The following is a 23,375-nucleotide window of genomic DNA, read 5'->3' on the forward strand; positions in this document are numbered from 1 at the left end:
CCCGTCCTGCCTGCCTGCCACTCTGGCTGTCTGTCCGTCTTGCTGTCAGTCTGACGAGGTTGCCCGCCGCCGTTGAAACCAATCTAGGCTTTAATGGTTAAGGTCGCTTAACCACTGCGTTCGCACCCCCTAAAGCGCGCGCAACTGCGGTTTGCGCCAGCCCGCCGCCGGTTGGATCATGCCCTCTGTCAACGCCCAGACCAGCGCATCCACGCGGTCCGGCGATCCCTTGCCCTGATAGCCCTGCAAGGTCATGCGGCACATCTGGTCCTCCAGATCGCCAAGGCCGCGCAGGTGGCTGACGCGCCCCTGCTCATACAAAGCCGCGACAGGCTCGGCCCGTGCGATCTTGCCTTTCGCGGCATGAACCTTCGTCACCGGCACCAACGGATCGACCTGCCGGATCACCTGTTCGACCATGTCGCCGCCCTGGTTGACCTCGGCCACCAGACGATCAGCCCCCCAATGCTCCATGCAAGTAATCGCGGCGCGCGCCCATGTCATCGGGCTGGCCGCGCGCACGCTGGCATCTTCCAGCACCACGGCGCGCCAATCCTGCACCGGCCCCTGCATGTTCACACCGATCGCCACGATCCCGCATTCGTCAGAGCCCGCATGGCCACTGACCGGTGGATCGACCGCGACCAGCACCCGGTCGAACGCGCCCGCCTTGTCGATCCGCACCTCATCCAGCACGGCATGCGTCCACAACGCGCCTTCCTCGTCTTCCATCAACACGCCGTCCAGTTCCTGCCGCCCCAGCCGCGTCCCGGCATAGCGCGCCCGCACCTCGGCCAGAAAACTATCCGCCAAATTGGCACGGTTCGCCTCAGTGGGCGCATGGCTGACAACGGTCGAGTCCAATTTCAACAACTGCTTGAGCACACCCACATTGCGCGGCGTCGTCGTCACGCATTGCTGCGGACACTCCCCCAAACGCAAACCGAATTGCAGCATGTCCCAGGTGTCCTGCGCGCGTTTCCACTTGGCCAACTCATCCACCCAGGCGGCATCGAATTGCGGCCCGCGCAGCGATTCAGGCTCATGCGCGGAAAAGGCCATCGCTTCGGCCCCGTTCGGCCAGATCAGCGTGCGCCGGCCACCGTGCCATTCAGGCTGTCGGTCCGGGGGTGAACAGGCCAGAATGCCGCTTTCACCAAACACCATCACTTCGCGCACCTGATCCAAAGTTTCGCCGACCAGCGCCACGCGTTTCGCCCGGCCGGGATCGCGCGGACGCGACCCCTCTACCATGGACCGGACCCATTCGGACCCGGCGCGCGTCTTGCCCGCGCCGCGCCCGCCCAGAATGACCCAGGACCGCCAATCCCCCACCGGCGGCAATTGATGGTCCAGCGCCCAGAACTCGAAAATGTAAGGGAGAGCCAGAAGCTCTCCCTCGGTCATATCGTTCAGGAACTCATTCCTCACGGCAGCATCTGCGCAAGCGATCCAGGCGGCACCCGATCTCAGATCGGGCGGCGTCGAAATCGATCGCGTAATCCCGGACAATTCCGGCTCTGTCTCGTTGTGCTTTTGCAAGTTGCGCCTCCGTTTCGCTGGCAGCCTTCAACATGGATCTCACATATGCGAGTATCTTCAGGCCCTCTGTTTCCGTTCCGACTTCCCCGGCGCGGACCCGTTGCCTCAGATCCTGCAAATCTTTTCGTGCTTCCCGAAGCTCTTCGCGGACCTCGCGGGCCACGTTTTCCAATTCGGCAAACCCTTCTTCCGGGGTAATAAGTGTCATGTGCTCGATGACCTCTCGATTGAGTGATCCTCCGCCCGAACCGCATGAAAAAACGGCCACCGGGGTCACCCCCGGGGCCGTTCGCCCACCTGTTCCAGCATGCCACAACCTATACGGGAGATCGTTCGCAGAGTCAAACCTAAACACGCCCAAAAGATTCCGTAAGTAATTGTATATAAAGGTTAATAACCGCTCCCCCTCAACCTGAGCATAACGTGAAAACCATCGCTTTTCGCCATTTTTCGGACAAAGGAAAAAGGCGGCGCCACCCCCAAGGATAGCCCCGCCTTCTAAATCAAGTGATTAACTTTTTCGAAACCACACCGCGCGGTGGCGTTACTGATTGCGCTGCGCCTCCAGCGCACGGTAAGCCGCCACGTTGCGATTATGTTCGTCCAGCGTCACCGCGAAGTTGTGACCATCGGCCGGATTGAGCGTGCGCGCGACAAAATAGATGAAGTCCGTATCCGACGGGTTGAGTGCCGCCACGATGCTGGCACGTCCCGGATTGGCGATCGGCGTCGGCGGCAGACCCTTGATGACATAGGTGTTCCACGGCGTCTCGCGGTCCAGTTCCGACCGACGCAACCCGCGCCCCAGCACGCCTTTGCCTTCGGTCACGCCATAGATGACCGTCGGGTCGGTTTGCAGCGGCATGTCCGCGCGCAGCCGGTTGGTAAAGACCGAGGCAACCTGTCCGCGCTCTTCAGCATTGCCCGTCTCTTTCTCGATGATCGAGGCAAGGATCAACGCCTCTTCCGGCGTTTCCAGCGGCAGATCATCGGCGCGGTTCGCCCAGGCATCGGCAAGGATTGCGTCCTGTGCGCCCTGCATCCGGGCGATCACCGAATCCAGCGTATCGCCGGGCTGAACCTCATAGCTGTCGGGCGCAAGACTGCCTTCTGCCGGAACCTCTGCCTCGCCCTCCAGCAGGTCCAGCGACGCCAATTCCTGCACCACCTGCCAACTGGTCACGCCTTCGGCCAGCGCAACGCGGTACCGGGTGTCGTCCTTTTCGCGCATCTCGGCATAAACCGGATTGGTCTCTGCATCGCCGGGCGCAAACTTTGCCCGTTCGGAATAGCGGCCACTGGCCGGATCAAGCTCTCGCACCTGGATTTCCGCCGCAGTCACGCCGATGCGGTAAACAATCTCTGTCCCGCAGGTGCTGGCACCGCCACGGGTCACGATATCGACAATTTCTGCCATCGACGCGCCTTCCGGCACCAGAAAACTGCCCGCTTTCAGGTCTTGCGCCTTGTCCATGTAATCCGCGCCGATCCGCAGAATCGCCCCGCTTGTGACGGCCCCCTGACCTTCCAGATTGCGCGACACAGCGCGCAGGTTGGTCCCACGTTCGACCTGCACGCAGATTGCCTGCTCCAGCGGACCTTCGGACAGATATTGCGACCGCCCCCACATCACCACGCCCCCGGCCAGAAACAGCAAAACGACGAAGAACGTCAGCGCGTTAGACGCGATATGGCGCCACATCAGTCGACCTTTCTGAAGATCACGCTGGCATTGGTGCCGCCAAAGCCGAAGCTGTTGGACAGGGCCACGTTGATCTTGCGCTCGCGCTTGGCGTTGGGGGCAAGGTCCACCTTCGTTTCCACCGCCGGATTGTCGAGGTTGATCGTCGGCGGTGCCACCTGATCACGGATCGCGAGAATCGAGAAGATCGCCTCGATCGCGCCAGCAGCACCCAGCAGGTGCCCGGTCATCGACTTGGTCGAGGACATGGTGACCTTGTCTGCGGCATCGCCCATCATGCGCTCTACCGCGCCCAATTCGATCTTGTCCGCCATCGTACTGGTGCCATGCGCGTTGATATAATCAATATCGGACGGTTGCAGCCCGGCCTTTTTCAGCGCCATGCGCATGCAGCGTTCCGCGCCGTCGCCATCCTCTGACGGCGCGGTGATGTGATAGGCGTCGCCCGACAGACCGTAACCGATCACCTCGGCATAGATCTTGGCACCGCGCGCCTTGGCGTGTTCGTATTCTTCCAGCACCACGATGCCAGACCCTTCGCCCATGACAAACCCGTCGCTATCGACATCATAGGGGCGGCTAGCCTTTGTGGGTTCATCGCTGCGCTTGGTGGACAGCGCCTTGCAAGCGTTGAAACCGGCGATACCGATCTCCGAGATCGACGCCTCGGCCCCGCCGGCGATCATCACATCGGCATCGTCGTCGCGGATCAGCCTGGCTGCATCGCCGATCGCATGCGCACCAGTGGAACAGGCCGTCACAACCGAATGGTTCGGCCCACGGAATCCGTAACGAATGCTGACCTGACCCGAGATCAGATTGATCAGCGCCCCCGGAACAAAGAACGGCGACACGCGCCGCGGCCCGCGGTCCCGCAGAACCAAGGCCGTCTCGGCGATGGAGTTCAGCCCGCCAATGCCGGATCCGATCAGAACGCCGGTCCGATCCAGTTCCGCCCGATCATCCGGGGTCCAGCCCGCATCTTCGACAGCCTGCGCCGCTGCGGCAATACCGTAAAGGATGAACGTATCGACCTTGCGCTGGTCTTTTGGTGCCATCCAGTCATCTGGATTGAACGTACCGTCGGTTCCATCACCATGCGGCACTTCGCAGGCATAGTCAGTTGCCAGATGGCTGGCATCGAACCGCGAGATCTTCCCCGCACCCGATTGCCCATCCAGAATGCGTCTCCAACTTTCCTCGACCCCGCTGGCCAAGGGGGTGACAAGGCCAAGTCCTGTGACAACAACACGGCGCATTCGGTTGTCCTTCCATCAATTTCGTTCCTGCCGCTCTTACCCTGCATGCGGGCAAGGGGGCAAGACCGTCGGCTATCACTTTGACAAAGTTCCGCACGGCCCGGCATGATCCTGCGCCCGCGACATCCCGCAAGCATCGCCCCAATTTGTGCCTTTATCGCCTGTCAGAAAGGCACCAATCACGGCTCCGCAGGTGCTTGTGCGACCCCACAAACGAAAACGGCCCCCGTGACGGAGGCCGTTTGCGCTGTCTCTATGACTGTTGGGGCTCAGGCGTTGGCGTTGGAGATGAATCCAACCGCGTCGCCGAAGGTCTGAATGGTTTCCGCGGCGTCGTCGGGAATTTCGATGCCGAATTCCTCTTCGAAGGCCATGACCAGTTCCACGGTATCAAGGCTGTCTGCGCCCAGATCGTCGATGAACGAGGCGTTGTCCACGACCTTGCTTTCCTCGACACCCAAGTGCTCTACCACGATCTTCTTAACGCGATCTGCGACGTCGCTCATATTGTCTTCCTCACGGTATTGTCGGGACTTGCGCCCGGATTATCCCTCGCCCCTGCGGGGTTTTCAAGTGCCCTTGCGGGCGGCTCAACTCCCCGCGATGCGGGTCGGATTCGAAAGGGTTTCCCCCTTCTGCCCGAAACTTCTGCGCCTATAGCACATGGTGCAGCGTTGGCAAACGCTTTCGCACCGGTGCCAAAGACGCTTTTACAACATGGCCATACCGCCATTGACGTGCAAGGTGGTTCCGGTGACATAACCGGCCTCTGGCGCGGCAAGATACAGAACCGCAGCGGCAATTTCGGCCGGATCGCCCATGCGGCCTGCCGGAATTTGTCCCATGATCGCGGATTTCTGATCGTCGTTCAGCTTGTCTGTCATCGCGGTGGTGATAAACCCCGGTGCCACCGCATTGACGGTGATGCCGCGGCTTGCGACCTCATAGGCCAACGACTTCGACATGCCGATCACACCCGCCTTGGCGGCGGCATAGTTGCCCTGACCGGGATTGCCGGTGGCCCCGACAACGGACGAGATATTCACGATGCGCCCCCAGCGCGCCTTCATCATGCCGCGCAGCACCCCTTTGCACAGCTTGAATGTCGCGGTCAGGTTCACATCGATCACCGATTGCCATTCGTCATCCGACATCCGCATGAACAGATTATCCCGCGTGATCCCGGCATTGTTGACCAGAATATCCAGACTGCCCATCGCCTCGATTGCCTGCTTGGGAAGGGCATCAACGGCTGCGAAATCCGACAGGTTGCACGGCAGGACATGCGCACGCTCGCCAAGCTCGGCGGCCAGCGCCTCAAGCGGTTCGGTCCGTGTGCCACTCAGCCCTACCGTGGCGCCCGCGCCGTGCAACACGCGCGCAATCTCGCCGCCGATACCTCCCGAAGCGCCGGTGATCAGCGCGGTTTTTCCAGTCAGATCGAACATACCTGTCCCTCGTTTGCGGCGGGCCTGCTATTTTGCCGACCGTGCCGCGATGTTCCATATTTGAGGCGTATCGCATTGCATGGCCTCATAATCAAGACGAGCAAATCGCGATCTCACCCCGCCCGGTAACGCCTTGCCCCGCAGCCAGAGACAAAGATTGTTTGCGTCACACTCGATACCTGCCAGCGTTAAGCGTCACCGGCAAATCCCGCTTCACGATTCTCTTGTGACCTGCCGAAGCGGCCTGTGCGACATTCTTCAGCTCAGGCTTTCTGCCGCCGCCTTGACCTCGTCGGGTGTGCCGATATTGCGCGTCGCGATGGTTTTGTCGATCCGCCGGATCATGCCCGACAGCGCCTTGCCCGCGCCGATCTCCCAGATCTCGGTGACGCCCTGCGCCGCCATGAACCCCACGCTTTCACGCCACCGCACCGATCCAGTGACTTGCTGCACCAGCAAAGAGCGGATGGTTTCGGGGTTGGCGACATCATGGGCCAGAACATTCGCCACCAGCCGCACGGACGGGTTGGAGATTTCGACATCCTCCAAAGCCTCTGCCATCGCGCGGGCGGCAGGCTCCATCAACTGACAATGGAAAGGCGCGCTTACGGGAAGCAACACGGCGCGCCGCGCCCCTTTTTCCTTGGCGATCTCGACGGCGCGTTCCACGGCTGCCTTGTGCCCGGATACGACAACCTGCGCCGGGTCGTTGTCATTCGCAGCCTCGCAAACCTCGCCCTGCGCGGCCTCTTGCGCGACGGCGCGCGCGGTGTCGAAATCCAGCCCCAACAACGCGGCCATGGCTCCGGCACCGACAGGCACGGCTTCTTGCATGGCCTTGCCACGAATCCGCAAAAGCCGTGCGGTGTCGGCGATGCTGATCGCACCGGTTGCCGCCAGCGCGGAATATTCGCCCAGCGAATGACCCGCCACATAAGCGGCCGCATCCATCGCCACGCCTTCTGCCTCCAGTGCCCGCATCGCGGCAAGCGAGGTGGCCATCAGTGCGGGCTGCGCGTTCTGTGTCAGCGTCAGCGCATCCGCCTCGCCTTCCCAGATCAGTGTGCTCAGCTTTTCGCCAAGCGCGTCGTCCACCTCGTCAAACACGGCCTGCGCCTGCGGATAGGCCTGGGCAAGCGCCTGCCCCATGCCGATAGTCTGGACACCCTGCCCAGGAAATACGAATGCGCGGCTCATCTAATGCCCCCTTGTGATGTGCGGCCCCTCTCTGTCGGGGCGGTTGGACCTGATGTACCGTCACAGCAGCTTTCGCGCAACGCAGTTGACACCTCCGCGGGCAGACTTGCACCCAGGACATTTCCGTGTATACGGAGCGCTCCTTTCGCAAGTACAGACACACCGCGCAGACTCTCGTGGGCAGGGGCGGAAGGATCACAGACCTGTCCTTTGAAATGCGCCGCAATATGAACGGAGACCGCATGCCACTGTATGAGCATGTTTTCATTTCGCGTCAGGACTTGTCCAACACCCAGGCCGAAGGCCTTGTTGAACATTTCGGCACCGTCCTCGCCGATAACGGCGGCACACTCGTGGAACACGAGTATTGGGGCGTCAAGACCATGGCGTACAAGATCAACAAGAACCGCAAGGGCCACTATGCCTTCCTGCGCACGAACGCCCCTTCCGAGGCCGTACAGGAAATGGAACGCCTGATGCGTCTGCATGACGATGTGATGCGCGTTCTGACCATCAAGGTCGACGAGCACGCCGAAGGACCCTCGGTCCAGATGCAGAAGCGCGACGAGCGGGACAACCGCCGCGAGCGCCGTTGATCACCTGAGAAAAGGACGCTAAACCATGGCAACAAAACCATTTTTCCGCCGTCGTAAAGTTTGCCCCTTCTCGGGCGACAATGCACCTGCGATCGACTACAAGGACACACGTCTGCTGCAACGCTACATCTCTGAGCGTGGCAAGATCGTCCCCAGCCGCATCACCGCCGTCTCGGCCAAGAAGCAGCGTGAACTGGCCCGTGCAATCAAGCGCGCCCGTTTCCTCGCCCTGCTGCCCTACGCAGTGAAGTAAGGAGTAAGCACCATGCAAGTCATCCTTCTCGAACGCGTTGCGAAACTCGGCCAGATGGGCGACGTCGTTGACGTCAAGCCCGGCTACGCCCGCAACTACCTGCTGTTGCAGAAGAAAGCCCTGACCGCGTCGGAAGACAACATCAAGGCATTCGAAGCACAAAAAGCGCATCTCGAAGCCCGCAACCTCGACAGCCGCAAGGAAGCCGAAGCACTTGGTGAAAAGCTCGACGGTGAGCAGTTCATCGTGATTCGCCAAGCATCCGACGGCGGCAACCTCTACGGTTCTGTCACCACGCGTGACGCCGCGGACACCGCGACCGAGGCCGGCTTCTCGCTGGACCGCAAGCAGATCATCATCCGCGAGCCCATCAAGGTATTGGGTCTGCACGAACTTGAGGTGAACCTTCACCCCGAGGTCATGGTGACGATCACGCTGAATGTCGCCCGCTCGCCCGAAGAGGCAGAGCTTCAGGCATCCGGCAAGTCGATCCAGGAACTGGCCGCCGAAGAAGAGGCCGCCGCAGATTTCGAGATCGCCGAACTGTTCGACGATATCGGCTCTGCTGCCGAGGACGACGACGCGCCCCGCGATGTGGTCAACGCCGCAGCCGAGGCCGAAGAGACATCCGAAGACAACTAAGTCTTCGCCACGTCCCCCAGCAGGGACGTTCAGACCGCGCGGGCCCACCCCGCGCGGTCTTTTTATGGGCTGCTCTATTAATCCGCCATCACCGTTGCTGTCTGCGAATGGCAAGCTCTCGGCGAACGGCCGACCCCCACGACCGACAGATAACATCCCGTAAGATAAGTCGTTTTTGTACGAAAGCGTTTTCGCTACAATCTGCAAAACGATAACCTGCGGGCAGCTTCCACAGCCTACACCCGCGCTACGTTACTGGAAAAATGCGCGACACTCCGACTGCCCAGTCTTCGACCCACACCACACAGGATGACACATGAAAGCCGCCCGCCGTCCCCTTTTTTTCTACAATGTCGCGATGTGGTTGCTGTCACTCGTCATCACAGTTTTCCTGATCGAGCTTGGCGGATTGGTCTTGTCCGACCTGCCGACAGCCGGGCAACCCGTGTCCAAGCTGGAATTCGTCGATACGCAGGCGCTTGAAACGACCGAAGAGGAAATCGACAAGCTCGAACTCTCGATGCAGAGCACCGAAAATGACATCGAAGATGCGAAGTTTGTCCTGGAATCCCGCAGATTGGATTATCAAACCCAGCGGTCAAACTTTGAGAGCTGGATCAGGACGCGCGGTGCAACCGGATTGACCGAACAAAACCAGCAAGTGGTTGATCGCGTAGAAGCGATTGAACTGCTGAAAACCCAAGAGCGCGACGCCCAGCAAGCGGTACAATCGCTGGAACAACAGCAGGTCGAGACCAACCGTATGTTGCAATCTCTTCGGGTTCAGCGCGATCAAATATTTGACGCTGCAACGGCACCCTACGAAAAAGCGCGCCAGAACGAGATCCTGAAAGTATTCCTCTACCGGCTGGCGCTGACCCTACCGTTATTGCTTATCTCCATCTGGCTGTTCGTCAAAAAACGCGGCACCACCTATTGGCCGGTCTACCGCAGCTTTGTCATGTTCTCGCTCTTTGCCTTTTTCGTCGAGCTGGTCCCCTACCTGCCCTCATACGGCGGATATGTCAGAACGGGCGTCGGGATAGTCCTTTCTCTGCTATTCGCACATTTCGCAGTCAAAGGCATGGGCCGGTATATTCAGAACAAGAAGAACGAAGAGGAAAAACCCGAAGCTGAAAAACGCAAAACAATCGAGTACGAACAGGCCGTCAAGAAGATATCCGAGGGTGTCTGCCCAAGCTGCGACAGACATTTTCAACCCAAGGTAACCGGTAAAAAGAGCGGATCTGTCGAAGCGCATGTGGATTACTGCGTCCATTGCGGGTTTTGCTTGTTCGACAAATGCGGACAATGCGGCACGCGCGAAAACTCGTTCTACAAGTTCTGCGGTTCATGCGGCTGCCCATCGGACACAGAGCCTGCCAACGCGTAGTCAACATCATTATTTTTAGTTTTTTGACAGCTGCGATAGGCATCTGGAAGGCCTGCTAATGGCTGGCCCGCTATTACGAATGCCTATGTGGTCAGCTTGATCTCGGCTAACTCAATGCCGTGCGAACACATACGCACACCTACTAACAAATGCACTGTTAGCGAATGGCGCGGTCGCCAGTATAATGCGGATTACCCGTTCAACGCAGTGTCTTCACATCGGCACTGATGTCGCCTTAACTCAAACGCCAATTCACACCGCACACAAAAAAACCGCGCCAGCGAAGGGCGCGGTTTCATGTAATTTCGAAAAAATCGAAGATTATTCGTCTTCTTCCAGCGCCTCGACCGCCTTCTGAAGATCATCCTTCGAGATTTCCTTCTCGGTCACATCAGCCTGTTCGACGATATGATCAACGACCTTGTCCTCGAAGATCGGCGCGCGCATCTGCTGCTGCATCTGCTGATTCTGCTGGATGAACTCAAAGAACTGGCGTTCCTGGCCCGGATACTGCCGCGCCTGGTTCATGATCGCCTGCGTCATCTCGGCATCGGTGACCTGAATCTCGGCCTTCTGGCCCAGTTCCGCCAGAAGCAGGCCCAGACGCACGCGGCGCTCGGCCAGCTTTTTGTGCTCGTCGGTAGGCTCTACCGGATCGTGGTCATGGCCTTCGACTTCGGGGTTTTCTTCGTGCCAAAGCTGATGCGCGATCTGCTTGGCTTCGGCATCCACCAGCGACGGCGGCAGCTCGAAGCTGACAATAGTATCCAGCTGATCCAGCAGTCCGCGCTTCATCACTGCACGGGCCGCGCCCGCATATTCGGCTTCAAGACGCTCGGAGATCTGGGTTTTCAGCGCGGCCAGATCATCGGCACCAAAACGCTTGGCCAGCTCGTCGTCGATTACTGCAGCCTGAGGTGCCTTCACCGACTTGACGGTGCAATCGAAGATCGCCGCTTTGCCTGCCAGATGCTCGGCCTGATAGTCCTCGGGGAACGACACTTCGACGGCCTTCTCGTCGCCTGCTTTCACGCCGACAAGCTGCTCTTCGAAACCGGGGATGAAGCTGTTTGATCCCAGCGTCAGCGGATAATCCTCGGCAGAGCCGCCTTCGAACGCTTCGCCATCCACCTTGCCGACGAAATCAATCACGATCTGGTCGCCATCCTCAGCTGCGGCACCCTCTTCACGGTCCTCGAAATTCTGCGCGGTCTCAGCCAGGTTTTCCAGCGCCTCGGTCACCGAAGCGTCATCCGCCTTGGCCACCAGCTTTTCCAGCTTGATCACGCTTAGATCGACCTCGGGGATCGTCGGAAGCGCCTCATAGCTCATCTCGACATTGACGTCGTCGCCTTCTTTCCAGTCCTCATTGGTCATCTTGACCTCGGGCTGGGCTGCCGGACGGTCGCCGCTGTCTTCGAAATGCTGGTTCATCGCGCCGTCGATGGTTTCCTGCATCGCCTCCCCCAGGAGACGCTGGCCGAACTGCTTTTTCAGCAGCGGCATCGGAACCTTACCCTTGCGAAAGCCCTTCATCTCAACCTCGGGCTGCGCCTCGGCCAGCTTTTCGTTGACCTTCGCGTCAAGCTCATCAGCGCTGACGGTGATCGCGTATCCGCGCTTCAACCCTTCGTTCAGAGTCTCGGTGACCTGCATTTACGTGTCCTTTTTCTCATTCTCTGGTGCGGGTGGAGGGACTTGAACCCCCACGCCTTGCGGCGCCAGAACCTAAATCTGGTGCGTCTACCAATTTCGCCACACCCGCAAAAACCCAAGAGGCAGCCCAACGGGCCGCCCAAGTCCGGCGCTGTCTAGCAAACCCGCAAGCCGGATGCGAGCGGAAAATTCGCCTGAAACGGACAGGGCGGCAGGGTTTTTCCGGTACAGGCAACACGCGGCCGAAACAGAGTGGATCTCAATCCCCCAGAAGACGGCTCAGGACCTGGGGCAAAACCTCCGGCAGGTCCTCAGCTATCAGGCCCGGCCCAAAGCTGCGCGCGCATTCCACATGCAGCCAGGCGGCACTTGCAGCGGCGTCCATCGGACAATAGCCGCGCGCCAGCAATCCGGTGATGAACCCCGCCAACACGTCCCCCGACCCGGCCGTCGCGAGCCAAGGTGCGGCACGATCATATTTGGCCAAGTTTATCCTGCAAGCCCCGGAAGGATCGGCGATCACCGTGTCCGGCCCCTTGAAGAGCACCACGCATCCTGCCCGTTTGGCCGCTGCACATGTGGCATCGACCTTGGAATAGGCCGGACCTTTGGTTGCGGGAGCGTTCGATTTTTCAGCGATGTCAGGAAACAGCCGTTTGAATTCACCCGCATGTGGCGTCAGCACGCACTGATCATGCACCAATGCAAACAGATCCGGGTCGCACGCAAGCAGGCTCAGCGCGTCAGCATCCAGCAGCACTGCCCGCCCCGGGCTTGACCCGGGGCCTTGCGAAACAGAAGGCCCCGGCTCGGGGGCCGGGGCGCGCAGCGCTGCGGCGAGCAGCCCCGCCGCGCGCTCATCCAGTCCCAATCCCGGCCCCAGACACAGCGCATTGATGCGCCGGTCTTCCAGCGCCGAAGCCACCCCGCCACCATCCTCAATCCGCTTCAGCATCATCGCGCTGATCTGACAGGCCACCTCCATCTGCGCCGAGCCGGGCACACCCAAAGTCACCAGCCCCGCCCCGACCCGCAAAGCACCCCGCGCCGCCAGCCGTGCCGCCCCCGTGCGCCCTGCACCACCGGACATGATCAGGGCGTGGCCATGAGAGTACTTATGCTGATAACCTTCTTTTCCGAGACAGATCGGAACTCTGGCAAGCGTGACCTGCTCATGCCACCCGTCCCGCTGTCCGTCCGGCCCCTCACGCAACCACCGGGAGACAAACGTCTCAATCCCCAGAGTTTTGACGACGACCTTGCCACAATGATCTGGTCCATCAGCCAAGACGTGCCCCAATTTCATGCCATGAAAGGTCACTGTCAGATGCGCGCTGGCTGAGACCCCGTGTCGAGAGTCTGAGATCGCGAATATGCGGCCACTATCAGCGCAAATGCCAGTTGGAAGGTCGATGGCGACGATGGCCGCCCGACCGTTTTCATGCCCAACCTCAATGGGACGGGGCCCCACCATATCTTCCATTTTTGAGAATAGGCCATCAAATTCCCGAACCGCGCGCTTAAGCCCGGTTCCGAACAGTGCATCCACCAGCAGGTCGCAGTTCCACAATTTTTCTTCGTATTGCAAAAATGAATAGGTCGATCCCAGCGCGCACCACCGCTCATAATTCACTTTCGCATCGGCCGGCAGTTGCGACGGATCACCATAGAGGAAAACCTGTACCTTCCAGCCCTGTCCTTGCAGCAACCGCGCCACAACAAACCCGTCTCCCCCATTATTCCCCGGCCCGCACAGCACAACGGCCCGCAGAATACTTGCCTCTTCTTCTTGGACCAAATACTCCGGGGGTGTGGGGGCTGGCCCCCGCTCCGACGTCGTATCTCGTGCAAACGCCGGCCATTCCTCGAAAATCGCCTCGACGACACCCCGCCCTGCCCGCTCCATCAATTCCAGACCACTAACCTCGCCGCTGTTTATCGCGGCCTGTTCAATGGCGCGCATCTGCGCGGCGGTCAGAAGTTCGGCCATGCACAACTGTCCTGTCTCTGGTGTAAGCGTTCGACCCCTTATCCGCCCTTCAGGACATAGCTGACAAGAGGACAACCGTGCGGGTTGGCATACAGAGTTTTCTGTTCGCCTATTATTAAGTCAGAACGCACAAATTATGTGCATCCCATTCTGACATCCGGCGTCGAAACAGCCATATCACCCGAATCCGATTGAGCCACGATGCCCCCCATGATCAACCCCTAGCGACACCTGTTGCGACGGAGATTTCAGATGAAGAAGATCGAGGCGATTATCAAGCCATTCAAGCTTGATGAGGTGAAAGAAGCCCTGCAAGATGCTGGCATACAGGGGCTGAGCGTCATCGAAGTCAAAGGTTTCGGACGCCAGAAGGGCCATACTGAACTCTACCGAGGCGCGGAATATGTCGTCGATTTCCTGCCCAAGGTGAAGATCGAGGTCGTGCTGGACGATGATCTGGTCGATGATGCCATCGCGGCAATCATCGACGCGGCCAAGACCGACAAGATCGGCGACGGCAAGATTTTCGTCAGCCCGGTCGAACAGGCGATCCGCATCCGAACCGGAGAGACCGGCTCAGACGCGCTCTGAGCCTGCCCCGGACCTGATCCGGGGCCTCGACGCTTCAACACTGCCACCCGATTTGAATTCTAGATGAAAGCTCACGGCCACCGGCCGGGACGCGATGAGAAGAGGACAACCAAAGATGAGCAATGACGCAATTCTGAAAATGATCAAGGACGAGGATATCGCTTATGTCGATATTCGCTTCACCGACCCGCGTGGCAAGTTGCAGCACGTCACGGTGGTTTCCGACCTGGTCGACGACGATTTCCTGGAAGAGGGTTTCATGTTCGATGGCTCCTCGATTGGTGGCTGGAAATCGATCGAAGCCTCGGACATGAAGCTGATGCCCGACACTGAAAGCGCCTATATCGATCCGTTCTATGCCGAAAAGACGCTTTGCATCCATTGCTCTGTCGTCGAGCCGGATACCGGCGAAAGCTATGAACGTGACCCGCGCGGCACCGCGGAAAAGGCAGAGGCTTACCTGAAATCCTCTGGCATCGGCGACGTGTCCTACTGGGGTCCGGAAGCCGAGTTCTTTCTATTTGACGACGTTCGTTTTTCCAACTCGATCAACAAGGTATCATACGAAGTTGATGCGATGGATGCGTCCTGGAACAGCGACACACAATATGAAATGGGCAATACCGGGCACCGCCCCGGCCTGAAGGGCGGGTATTTCCCGGTCAACCCGATCGATGACGGTCAGGACATCCGCGCCGAAATGCTGACCACCATGAAGCGCCTCGGCATGAAGGTCGACAAGCACCACCACGAGGTTGCGTCCTGTCAGCATGAACTGGGCCTGATTTTCGGCACGCTGACAAAGCAGGCCGACGAGTTGCAGAAATACAAATACGTCATTCACAACGTGGCGCAGGCTTACGGCAAGACCGCGACCTTCATGCCCAAGCCGATCTACGGCGACAACGGCACCGGCATGCATGTGAACATGTCGATCTGGAAAGACGGCAAGCCGCTCTTCGCGGGCGACAAATACGCCGATCTCAGCCAGGAAGCGCTGTATTTCATCGGTGGCATCCTGAAACACGCCAAGACGCTTAACGCCTTTACCAACCCGGCGACCAACAGCTACAAGCGGCTGATCCCCGGCTTCGAGGCCCCGGTGCTGCGCGCCTATTCGGCCAGCAACCGGTCCGGCTGCGTTCGTATTCCCTGGACCGAATCGCCCAAGGCAAAGCGCGTCGAGGCACGTTTCCCCGATCCCGCCGCAAACCCCTATCTTTGCTTTGCGGCCCTGCTGATGGCCGGACTCGACGGTATCAAGAACAAGATTGATCCGGGCGAAGCGATGGACAAGAACCTGTACGATTTGCCGCCGGAAGAGCTGGAAGGCATCCCGACGGTTTGCGGCTCGCTGCGCGAAGCGATGGACGCCCTCAAGGCCGATCACGGCTTCCTTCTGGCGGGTGACGTGTTCACGAAGGACCAGATCGACGGCTATATCGCGCTGAAGATGGAAGAGGTCGAACTTTACGAACAAACACCGCACCCGGTCGAATTCGGCATGTATTACAGCTGCTGATGTCCAGCAGGAACAGCTATCGGAACGGGGCGTCTTCACGGACGCCCTTTTTCTTTTCTGCCTTCGGAAAGAACATCGCTTCGACGCGCTCTTGCGCGCATTGCCGCGCCGAAAAACCGCATTTGCCTTCCCTCTTGGCCCAGAGCATCACTGCGGGTAGGGTCGTCCCGATCAGTTACCTATTCCGGAGACCGCAATGCGTCCGATTTTTACCGCCCTTTTCCTGTCGCTGCTGACTGCCTCTCCGGCATTGGCGGCGAATTGCATCACGAACAAGGGCAGCTTTGGCACCTATAAGCAGGGTCTCAGCCAGCAGGCCGCAGCCAACGGAGTCGGCCAACGCGGCCTTCAGGCGCTTGGCAGCGCGTCCCTGTCCAGCCTGACATGGCGGTTCGAATCCAACCCGTCCAGCCAAAGCGGCGTCTCATACGGCGATCCGGCGGCGTTTCTTGCCAAGCGTTCAGGCAGCTCTGCGCAAAGTTTCATCAACATGGCGCGCTCAAAGAAAAGCAAGAATCCCAACACGTTCTCGTCGATCGAGCGGACTTATGGCGTACCGGCCGATCTGCTGGTGACAATCTGGGGACTGGAAACAAGCTGGGGCGGCTATCTTGGCAAGACGCCCATCGTCGACGGGGCGATCACGCTGGCCTCCTATTGCCGACGGCATCCGCGTTTTGAAGGCAGCGCGATCGCGGCTTTGAAACTGGTGGATCGCGGGGTGATCTCGACCAGCACGCAGGGTGGTCCGTCGGGCGAATTGGGGCATATGCAGTTTCTGGCCGAGAACTGGCTGCGCTACGGGGTTGACGCCAACGGCGATGGCAAGGCCGATCCGTATAGCGCGGCCGACGCGCTGGCCTCTGCCGCCAATATGCTGCGCCAGAACGGCTGGCAGCCCGGTCAACCATATGGCGAAGGCACACGCAACTTTCAGGCGCTGTCTGCCTGGAATGACAGTGGGAACTACCAACGCGCGATTGTCTACGCGGCCCAACGGATTGGAAGGTGAGTTAAAGGCCACACTTAACAGAAACTTATCAATGACTTAAAAGGGAAACGTAAGGTTCTAGATGAAGATGCGCCCGCTCTTGATGGTTGCAACAGGCGTCGGGCGCGCTGCATCTCGATAAGATTGAGCGGCATCGGGCGTGCGGACGGGTGTTCGAAACCGGCCACTCCGCCCGCAGGGTCCGATTTCTGCTGAAAACCAAACAACACCGGTCGTCACCTTGACGTGACAGCCATGACACATCTCTGGCGGGCAGGCACATGTCTGCTTACCCTTTCAATCACATCAGAAAGGAGCCGCCATGGCCACCGAACGTATCACTTTTGACGGCCACGCGGGTGCCCCGCTCGCCGCGCGGCTCGACCTGCCGGAGGGCCCGCATCTGGCCACGGCGCTGTTTGCGCATTGCTTCACCTGTTCCAAGGATATCGCCGCCGCGCGCCGGATCGCGGGTCGGCTTGCGATGATGGGGATCGCCGTTCTGCGGTTCGATTTCACCGGGCTTGGGCATTCAGGCGGCGAGTTTGCCAATACGTCTTTCTCGTCGAACGTGCAGGATCTGCACAACGCCGCCGCATATCTTGACGCGCGCGGCATGGCACCGTCGCTTATGATCGGTCACTCACTGGGCGGCGCGGCGGTGCTGCGCGCGGCGGGCAGCATCGACAGCGTACGCGCGGTCGTCACGATTGCAGCCCCCTTCGATCCCGCCCATGTGACGCAGAACTTTTCCGACGCGCTGGACAAGATTGCCGAGGATGGCCGTGCAGAGGTTGATCTGGGTGGGCAGACCTTCACGATCTCGCAGGATTTCGTGCAGGACGTCACGTCGGAAAAGCTTGAAAGCGCCATTTCCGGCCTGAAACGCGCGCTGCTGGTGATGCACGCGCCGCGCGACAGCGTTGTGGATATTTCCAATGCGACACGCATCTTTACCACTGCGAAACATCCGAAAAGCTTTGTCACGCTGGACGATGCCGATCATCTGGTCAGCCGCGCAAGCGATGCAGAATATGCAGCGCAGGTGATTGCCGCCTGGGCCGGGCGCTACCTTGATTTGCCAGCGCCCGCACCGCCCCCCGGCGCGCCCGAAGGCGTGGTCCGCGTGGCCGAGGCCGATCCGGACGGTTTCCTGCAAGATGTACAAAGCGGCCCGGATCATCACATGCTGGCGGACGAGCCCGAGGCCTACGGCGGCAGCAATCGCGGCATGTCGCCCTACGGGTTCCTGGCTGCCGGTCTGGGTGCCTGCACCTCGATGACGATCCGCATGTATGCGCGCCGCAAGGGCTGGCCGCTGGATCACGTCTCGGTGGATGTTCGCCACGACAAGGTTCATGCGCAGGATGCGGCCTCTGGAAGTACCGACAAGATCGACACGTTCCGCCGCCGGATCACGCTTGAAGGTGATTTGTCACAAGAGCAATGCGCCAAACTGCTGGAGATTGCGGATAAATGCCCCGTCCATCGCAGCTTGGAACGCGGCGCGAAGGTGTTGACGGAACTGGTCTGACGCGCCGCGCTGGTTGACATCAGGAACGGTTGCGTCCCCGAACGGCTGCCATGGCACGCGGGTTGGGGCGCTACTGCCTTGTGGGCAAGGCCGCTTGGGTCTAAACCCCGCGCAATCCTGTTTGCAGCTTGGAAGGCCCGCCGATGATCCCCCGCTATTCCCGCCCCGACATGGTCGCAATCTGGTCGCCCGAGACCAAGTTCCGCATCTGGTACGAAATCGAGGCACATGCCTGTGACGCTCAGGCCGAACTGGGGGTCATCCCGAAGGAAAATGCCGAAGCGGTGTGGAAGGCCAAGGACGTAGAGTTTGACGTGGCGCGGATTGACGAGATCGAGGCCGTCACGAAGCATGACGTGATCGCCTTTCTGACCCACCTGGCCGAGATCATCGGCAATGACGAAGCGCGGTTCGTGCATCAGGGCATGACCTCTTCGGATGTGCTGGACACAACTTTCAACGTGCAACTGGTCCGTGCTGCCGATCTTTTGCTTGCCGATATGGACAAGCTGCTGGAGGCGCTGAAACGTCGCGCGCTGGAACACAAGGACACGGTCCGCATCGGCCGCAGCCACGGCATTCACGCCGAACCCACCACCATGGGCCTGACCTTCGCGCGCTTCTACGCCGAGATGGACCGCAACCGCACCCGCCTGGCCACCGCCCGCGACGAAATTGCAACCGGCGCGATCTCCGGCGCCGTTGGCACATTTGCCAATATCGACCCCGCGGTCGAAGAACATGTCTGCGCAAAGCTGGGGCTGAAGCCCGAACCGATCAGCACGCAAGTGATCCCGCGCGACCGTCATGCCGCGTTCTTCGCGGCCCTCGGCGTTGTCGGCAGTTCTATCGAGAATGTCGCGACAGAGATTCGCCACATGCAGCGCACCGAGGTTCTGGAAGCCGAAGAATTCTTCTCGGCCGGTCAGAAAGGCTCTTCCGCGATGCCGCATAAACGCAACCCGGTGCTGACCGAAAACCTGACCGGGCTGGCCCGTCTGGTGCGCATGGCCGTGGTTCCCGCGATGGAAAACGTGGCCCTCTGGCACGAGCGCGACATCAGCCACAGCTCTGTCGAGCGCAATATCGGCCCCGACACCACCATCACGCTGGATTTCGCTCTGGCCCGGCTGACGCAGGTGATCGACAAGCTGGTGATCTATCCCGACAACATGCTGGCCAACATGAATAAATTCAAAGGTCTGGTGATGTCGCAGCGGGTTCTTCTGGCGCTGACGCAGGCCGGTGTCAGCCGCGAGGATTCCTATCGCCTTGTCCAGCGCAACGCGATGAAGGTCTGGGAAAAAGGCGCCGATTTCAAGACAGAGCTTCTGGGTGATGACGAGGTCACAGCCGCCCTGTCGATAGAAGAGATCGAAGAGAAATTCGACCTTGGTTATCACACCAAACATGTCGACACGATCTTCAAACGCGTCTTCGGCTGAAGCCACAAGACCCGTACCATCGCAATCCCTCACTGCCCAGCAGTGGGGGATTTTTCGTTTTTCGACGTCGCGCAGAAGGCGTTTCGTGCCGGCCTGAAGCGTCGCTAAGGTGCTGACAGACAGACGGCCGGACGTTCCAGCGATTCCGGCCAAACCCCAACGCGCGATGGCAAGCTGACGCCGATCTCATTGAACAGGTGTCTTGGTGTTTTGTCGCAGGCCAAGGCTGTGCTATCCTTGCTGAACAGTTCAACAGGAGGATTGCAATGAATATCAAGACAATTCTGGCCGCCACCGCTCTGGCAATCATTCCCGCAGTCGGCGCTTGGGCGTCCTGTTCGGGCCATAGCGAGGCGATGTCCTGTGCGCAAGGCACCGTCTATGACAGCGCAACGGGTAGCTGTGTCGAACAAGTGACCGGCTGACGCAATAAGAACAAACTGCGATCAAACAACGCTCGTTCAGGGTTTGTTCACCCGACTCGGGTTAGGTCCGGAACATACCGGATGTAACCGGATGAGGTCCTGAACGGATGACGAAGCAGACACAGATCGCCACATTGGCACCCCCTGCCGCCCGCCCACCGGTCGGCATGAACCCCGTGTTGACCCGCCGCCAGAAGGCGGCGATCGTGGTGCAGTTCATTCTGAATGAAGGTGCAGAGGTGGCATTGACCACCCTGCCCGATGATTTGCAGGCCACGCTGACCCAGCAGCTTGGCGATATGCGCTATGTGCACACCGACACTTTGAACGAGGTGTTGACGGAATTCGCCGATGAACTTGGCGGTGTAGGTCTCAGCTTTCCGAAAGGGATCGCGGGGGCCTTGTCGGCGCTGGACGGAAAAATCAGCGCTCAGACAGCCCAACGCCTTCGCAAAGAGGCCGGCGTGCGTCAGGCAGGCGACCCTTGGGCGCGTATCGCGAGTCTGTCGGCCGATGAATTGCGCCGCATGCTGGAAGCTGAAAGCACCGAGGTCGCCGCCGTTGCCCTGTCAAAGATTGACGTGACCCGTGCGGCAGAAGTTTTGGGCAAACTTCCCGGAACCCAAGCCAGACTGATCGCCTATGCCGTATCGCAGACCGGCTCTGTCACGCCAAGCGCGGTCGACCGGATCGGCCTGAGCCTTGCAAGCCAGTTGGATAACAAGCCCGAACGCGCCTTCAATGCGGCCCCGGAAAATCGCGTCGGGGCAATTCTGAATGTCTCGCCCTCGCTGACCCGCGACGATGTGCTCAGCGGGCTGGACGAGACCGACAGCGTTTTTGCGCAAGCCGTGCGCAAGGCAATCTTCACCTTTACCGACATTCCGACGCGGATTGCGGCACTGGACGTGCCGCGTATCCTGCGCGACGCCGATGGTGACGCGATGGTGACCGCGCTGGCCTTTGCGGCCAGCACTGAACAAGGGGCGGCGCGCGACCACATCCTTGAAAATCTGGGCAAGCGCATGTCCGAACAGGTCCGCGAACAGATCGAAGAGCGCGGCACGCCGAAATCCAAAGACGGAGAGGCCGCGATGAACACCGTGGTCGCAGGTATACTGTCCTTGGTCGAAGCCGGCGAGATCACATTGGTCCAGCCTGACGAAGAAGAATGAACTCAGCCGATACTGGCAATGTAACGGTGTTATACAACTGAGCTGATGCTTGTGATCGGTCCTGCCTCGGCCTATGTCACGGCAGTCCTTTCAAGGAAAGCCGTCACAAACGTGCCAGACAAGACATCTTCGACGCCCCCCAAGGGCAGCTTTGGCGACTGGATGACCGATCGCATATTACGGGCGATGATCCAGCTGGCACTGGTCTTGCCGCTGCGTGCCCGGCTCTGGCTGATGGGCCGGCTCATCAGCCGCATCGTCGCGCCACTTGCCGGATACCGCGACCGCGCCATGGCCAATCTTGCCCATATCTGGCCCGACCTGCCCGAAGTGGAACGCAGGCGACTCGCAGATGCCGTGGCCGACAATGCCGGGCGCACGATGATCGAGAATTACGACGTCAAAGGTTTGCTGCGCAAAATGACCGACACACCCGTCTATGGGCCAGGTGTTGCCGCCGCAGAACAGGCCCGTGCAGAAGGCCGCCCGGTGGTTTTTGTCACCGGGCATTTTGGCAATTTCGAGGCTCCGCGAGCGGCCCTTGTGGCGCGCGGATTTGAAATTGGCGGGTTGTACCGGCCGATGTCCAACGCCTATTTCAACGCACATTACGCCGCCAATATGCATGCCCTGTCCGGCCCGGTCTTTGAACAGGGCCGCCGCGGTACGCTGGGCCTGATGCGCCATATCCGTGAGGGTGGCATGGGGGTGTTGCTGTTCGACATATACGACAGTTCAGGCACGCCCCTGCCGTTTCTGGGCAAGCCTGCACCGACGGTCACTTCGGCCGCTGATATCGCGCTGAAAACCGGGGCCTTGCTGATCCCGTTCTTTGGCACAAGGCAGCCGGACGGTCAGAATTTCCACATCGAATTCGATGAGCCGGTACAGCACGGCGATCCGCTAGAGATGATGCGGCAGGTGACGCAAGCGCTGGAACGCCGGATCGAAGCGCATCCCGCACAGTGGTTCTGGATCCATCGCCGGTGGAAACCGAAACGTCAGCGCAAACGTGCCGCCGCTAAGATCGGTCCGTAACCTGCACGCTGCACCAGCACCACCACCGGGCGCGGGCCTTCGACCGACAAACGTGCCTTGTAGGTGCCCTGCCCGTCCCAGCGCCCCAGAACCCGCCAATCGGTCACGATATTGTGGTAGGTCAGCGTGCGTCCGGCATTCTCGCCGCGCTTGATAGCGACAATCTGTTCAGGCTCGTAGCGCACCAGATGAATGTCTGCCGGACCGGCAGAGCGCAGGGCACGCGCCGAAATCACCAGTTCCGAGCCGTTACGCGCAAGGTCCACCGACACGGGCAGGCGTTGCGATTCATGTTTGCGGATCAGATCGGCCACATCCATCCTGCGGTTGCCGACGACATCCTCTGTCCCTTGCACGACCATCTGCGGCGTGTAGATGCTGCGAAGCCCGGCGACTGCGGCATAGGCCTTTTGCCGCTTGGTGAACCCGGCCTGGGCGAAGACATCTTTCCAGCCGATATAGTCCCAGTAATCGACATGCAGCGCCAGCGCGATCACATCGTCCCGTCTCGCCAATTCGCCAAGCAGTTGATCGGCAGGCGGACAAGAGGAACAGCCCTGCGAGGTGAAAAGCTCTACCACCACCGGATGGTTCTGCGCCGCAGCAGCGCCGGCCAGCGTGATCCAGATTGTGGTGATCCATCCAACCAGCTTTCGCATGCGTCACTCTATTCCGTTTGAAATGTCCCAACGTCATTAAAACGATCATGCTGAAATAGCCAATCAAGGATTTGCGATAACCCGAGAGCCGCCCCCAAGACCCGAGTCGCCCCCGTTTTGGCACCGCCGATCTTTCGCCTCAGCGACGAAAGCGGACGCATAGACACACTGTTCCATGTCAGGTGTCGAAATTTCTGGATCTGGCGGCCCAAATTCGGTGTGCAATGGTATACATAACGACGCACCCCCCTTGATTGGCACGTCAGGTTAGGGCAGATAACAGCCAGCAACACCCTTATCACCCGCATTTTCGCAAG

General features: G+C 59.8%; 22 protein-coding genes and 1 tRNA gene. 12 read left to right on the forward strand and 11 right to left on the reverse strand.

Annotated features, from left to right (window positions below):
* Positions 1 to 129: 129 nt before the first annotated feature.
* From DMZ65_RS01070 to fabD, 7 genes are all read right to left on the reverse strand, one after another.
* A complete protein-coding gene (locus tag DMZ65_RS01070; protein ID WP_116597545.1) occupies positions 130 to 1,473 on the reverse strand; it encodes a DNA-packaging protein in 1,344 nt (447 codons plus the stop codon).
* A complete protein-coding gene (locus DMZ65_RS19620) occupies positions 1,421 to 1,750 on the reverse strand; it encodes a hypothetical protein (protein ID WP_198662598.1) in 330 nt (109 codons plus the stop codon). The genes DMZ65_RS01070 and DMZ65_RS19620 overlap by 53 nt, the downstream gene beginning before the upstream one ends.
* A gap of 336 nt (positions 1,751 to 2,086) precedes the next feature.
* Positions 2,087 to 3,244: an endolytic transglycosylase MltG gene (gene mltG, locus DMZ65_RS01080; protein WP_116597067.1), complete on the reverse strand. Its 1,158-nt coding sequence runs from the start codon at positions 3,242 to 3,244 to the stop codon at positions 2,087 to 2,089.
* On the reverse strand, positions 3,244 to 4,503 hold the full coding sequence (fabF, locus tag DMZ65_RS01085) for a beta-ketoacyl-ACP synthase II (protein WP_116597068.1): 1,260 nt from the start codon (positions 4,501 to 4,503) through the stop codon (positions 3,244 to 3,246). The genes mltG and fabF overlap by 1 nt, the downstream gene beginning before the upstream one ends.
* A gap of 269 nt (positions 4,504 to 4,772) precedes the next feature.
* On the reverse strand, positions 4,773 to 5,009 hold the full coding sequence (locus DMZ65_RS01090; RefSeq protein ID WP_116597069.1) for an acyl carrier protein: 237 nt from the start codon (positions 5,007 to 5,009) through the stop codon (positions 4,773 to 4,775).
* Between the two features lie 204 nt (positions 5,010 to 5,213).
* Positions 5,214 to 5,951, reverse strand: a complete 738-nt coding sequence (fabG, locus tag DMZ65_RS01095) for a 3-oxoacyl-ACP reductase FabG (RefSeq protein WP_116597070.1) — start codon at positions 5,949 to 5,951, stop codon at positions 5,214 to 5,216.
* Positions 5,952 to 6,209: 258 nt separating this feature from the next.
* Positions 6,210 to 7,148, reverse strand: a complete 939-nt coding sequence (fabD, locus tag DMZ65_RS01100; protein WP_116597071.1) for an ACP S-malonyltransferase — start codon at positions 7,146 to 7,148, stop codon at positions 6,210 to 6,212.
* Positions 7,149 to 7,390: 242 nt separating this feature from the next.
* Between fabD and rpsF the strand changes: the two genes are divergently transcribed.
* From rpsF to DMZ65_RS01120, 4 genes are all read left to right on the forward strand, one after another.
* A complete protein-coding gene (gene rpsF / locus DMZ65_RS01105; protein WP_116597546.1) occupies positions 7,391 to 7,744 on the forward strand; it encodes a 30S ribosomal protein S6 in 354 nt (117 codons plus the stop codon).
* A 25-nt stretch (positions 7,745 to 7,769) separates the two neighbouring features.
* A complete protein-coding gene (gene rpsR, locus DMZ65_RS01110; protein WP_025061827.1) occupies positions 7,770 to 7,997 on the forward strand; it encodes a 30S ribosomal protein S18 in 228 nt (75 codons plus the stop codon).
* Between the two features lie 12 nt (positions 7,998 to 8,009).
* A complete protein-coding gene (rplI, locus tag DMZ65_RS01115) occupies positions 8,010 to 8,639 on the forward strand; it encodes a 50S ribosomal protein L9 (protein WP_116597072.1) in 630 nt (209 codons plus the stop codon).
* A gap of 316 nt (positions 8,640 to 8,955) precedes the next feature.
* Complete coding sequence (locus DMZ65_RS01120) at positions 8,956 to 10,032, forward strand: hypothetical protein (RefSeq protein ID WP_116597073.1); 1,077 nt, start codon at positions 8,956 to 8,958, stop codon at positions 10,030 to 10,032.
* A 321-nt stretch (positions 10,033 to 10,353) separates the two neighbouring features.
* Here the strand turns inward: DMZ65_RS01120 and tig are convergent, their stop codons facing one another.
* From tig to DMZ65_RS01135, 3 genes are all read right to left on the reverse strand, one after another.
* On the reverse strand, positions 10,354 to 11,688 hold the full coding sequence (tig, locus tag DMZ65_RS01125; RefSeq protein ID WP_116597074.1) for a trigger factor: 1,335 nt from the start codon (positions 11,686 to 11,688) through the stop codon (positions 10,354 to 10,356).
* A 24-nt stretch (positions 11,689 to 11,712) separates the two neighbouring features.
* Positions 11,713 to 11,797, reverse strand: a tRNA-Leu gene (locus tag DMZ65_RS01130).
* 150 nt (positions 11,798 to 11,947) lie between these two features.
* Entirely contained in the window at positions 11,948 to 13,678 is a 1,731-nt protein-coding gene (locus DMZ65_RS01135; RefSeq protein WP_116597075.1) for an NAD(P)H-hydrate dehydratase, read from the reverse strand.
* Positions 13,679 to 13,930: 252 nt separating this feature from the next.
* Between DMZ65_RS01135 and DMZ65_RS01140 the strand changes: the two genes are divergently transcribed.
* The 8 genes from DMZ65_RS01140 (at position 13,931) to DMZ65_RS01175 (ending at position 22,399) form a co-directional block, all read left to right on the forward strand.
* Entirely contained in the window at positions 13,931 to 14,269 is a 339-nt protein-coding gene (locus DMZ65_RS01140; RefSeq protein ID WP_084349898.1) for a P-II family nitrogen regulator, read from the forward strand.
* Between the two features lie 115 nt (positions 14,270 to 14,384).
* Positions 14,385 to 15,791 (forward strand): type I glutamate--ammonia ligase, encoded by a 1,407-nt coding sequence (glnA, locus tag DMZ65_RS01145; RefSeq protein WP_116597076.1) that lies wholly within the window; start codon positions 14,385 to 14,387, stop codon positions 15,789 to 15,791.
* A 196-nt stretch (positions 15,792 to 15,987) separates the two neighbouring features.
* On the forward strand, positions 15,988 to 16,803 hold the full coding sequence (locus tag DMZ65_RS01150; RefSeq protein WP_116597077.1) for a lytic murein transglycosylase: 816 nt from the start codon (positions 15,988 to 15,990) through the stop codon (positions 16,801 to 16,803).
* 301 nt (positions 16,804 to 17,104) lie between these two features.
* Positions 17,105 to 18,316: a bifunctional alpha/beta hydrolase/OsmC family protein gene (locus tag DMZ65_RS01155; RefSeq protein ID WP_116597078.1), complete on the forward strand. Its 1,212-nt coding sequence runs from the start codon at positions 17,105 to 17,107 to the stop codon at positions 18,314 to 18,316.
* Positions 18,317 to 18,459: 143 nt separating this feature from the next.
* Positions 18,460 to 19,761 carry an adenylosuccinate lyase gene (gene purB / locus DMZ65_RS01160; protein ID WP_116597079.1) on the forward strand — a complete coding sequence of 434 codons (1,302 nt, stop codon included), beginning with the start codon at positions 18,460 to 18,462 and terminating at the stop codon, positions 19,759 to 19,761.
* Positions 19,762 to 20,027: 266 nt separating this feature from the next.
* Complete coding sequence (locus DMZ65_RS01165; protein WP_116597080.1) at positions 20,028 to 20,186, forward strand: adenylosuccinate lyase; 159 nt, start codon at positions 20,028 to 20,030, stop codon at positions 20,184 to 20,186.
* 107 nt (positions 20,187 to 20,293) lie between these two features.
* On the forward strand, positions 20,294 to 21,361 hold the full coding sequence (locus tag DMZ65_RS01170) for a flagellar motor switch protein FliG (RefSeq protein ID WP_116597081.1): 1,068 nt from the start codon (positions 20,294 to 20,296) through the stop codon (positions 21,359 to 21,361).
* Between the two features lie 45 nt (positions 21,362 to 21,406).
* Positions 21,407 to 22,399: a lysophospholipid acyltransferase family protein gene (locus DMZ65_RS01175; protein ID WP_116597082.1), complete on the forward strand. Its 993-nt coding sequence runs from the start codon at positions 21,407 to 21,409 to the stop codon at positions 22,397 to 22,399.
* Here the strand turns inward: DMZ65_RS01175 and DMZ65_RS01180 are convergent.
* Positions 22,363 to 23,058 carry a DUF1223 domain-containing protein gene (locus tag DMZ65_RS01180; protein WP_116597083.1) on the reverse strand — a complete coding sequence of 232 codons (696 nt, stop codon included), beginning with the start codon at positions 23,056 to 23,058 and terminating at the stop codon, positions 22,363 to 22,365. The two genes, DMZ65_RS01175 and DMZ65_RS01180, sit on opposite strands and share 37 nt — an antisense overlap.
* Positions 23,059 to 23,375 lie beyond the last annotated feature (317 nt).

Origin of the sequence: Primorskyibacter marinus (assembly GCF_003313245.1) — a bacterium.
In the GTDB taxonomy this organism is placed as follows: Bacteria; Pseudomonadota; Alphaproteobacteria; order Rhodobacterales; family Rhodobacteraceae; genus Primorskyibacter; species Primorskyibacter marinus.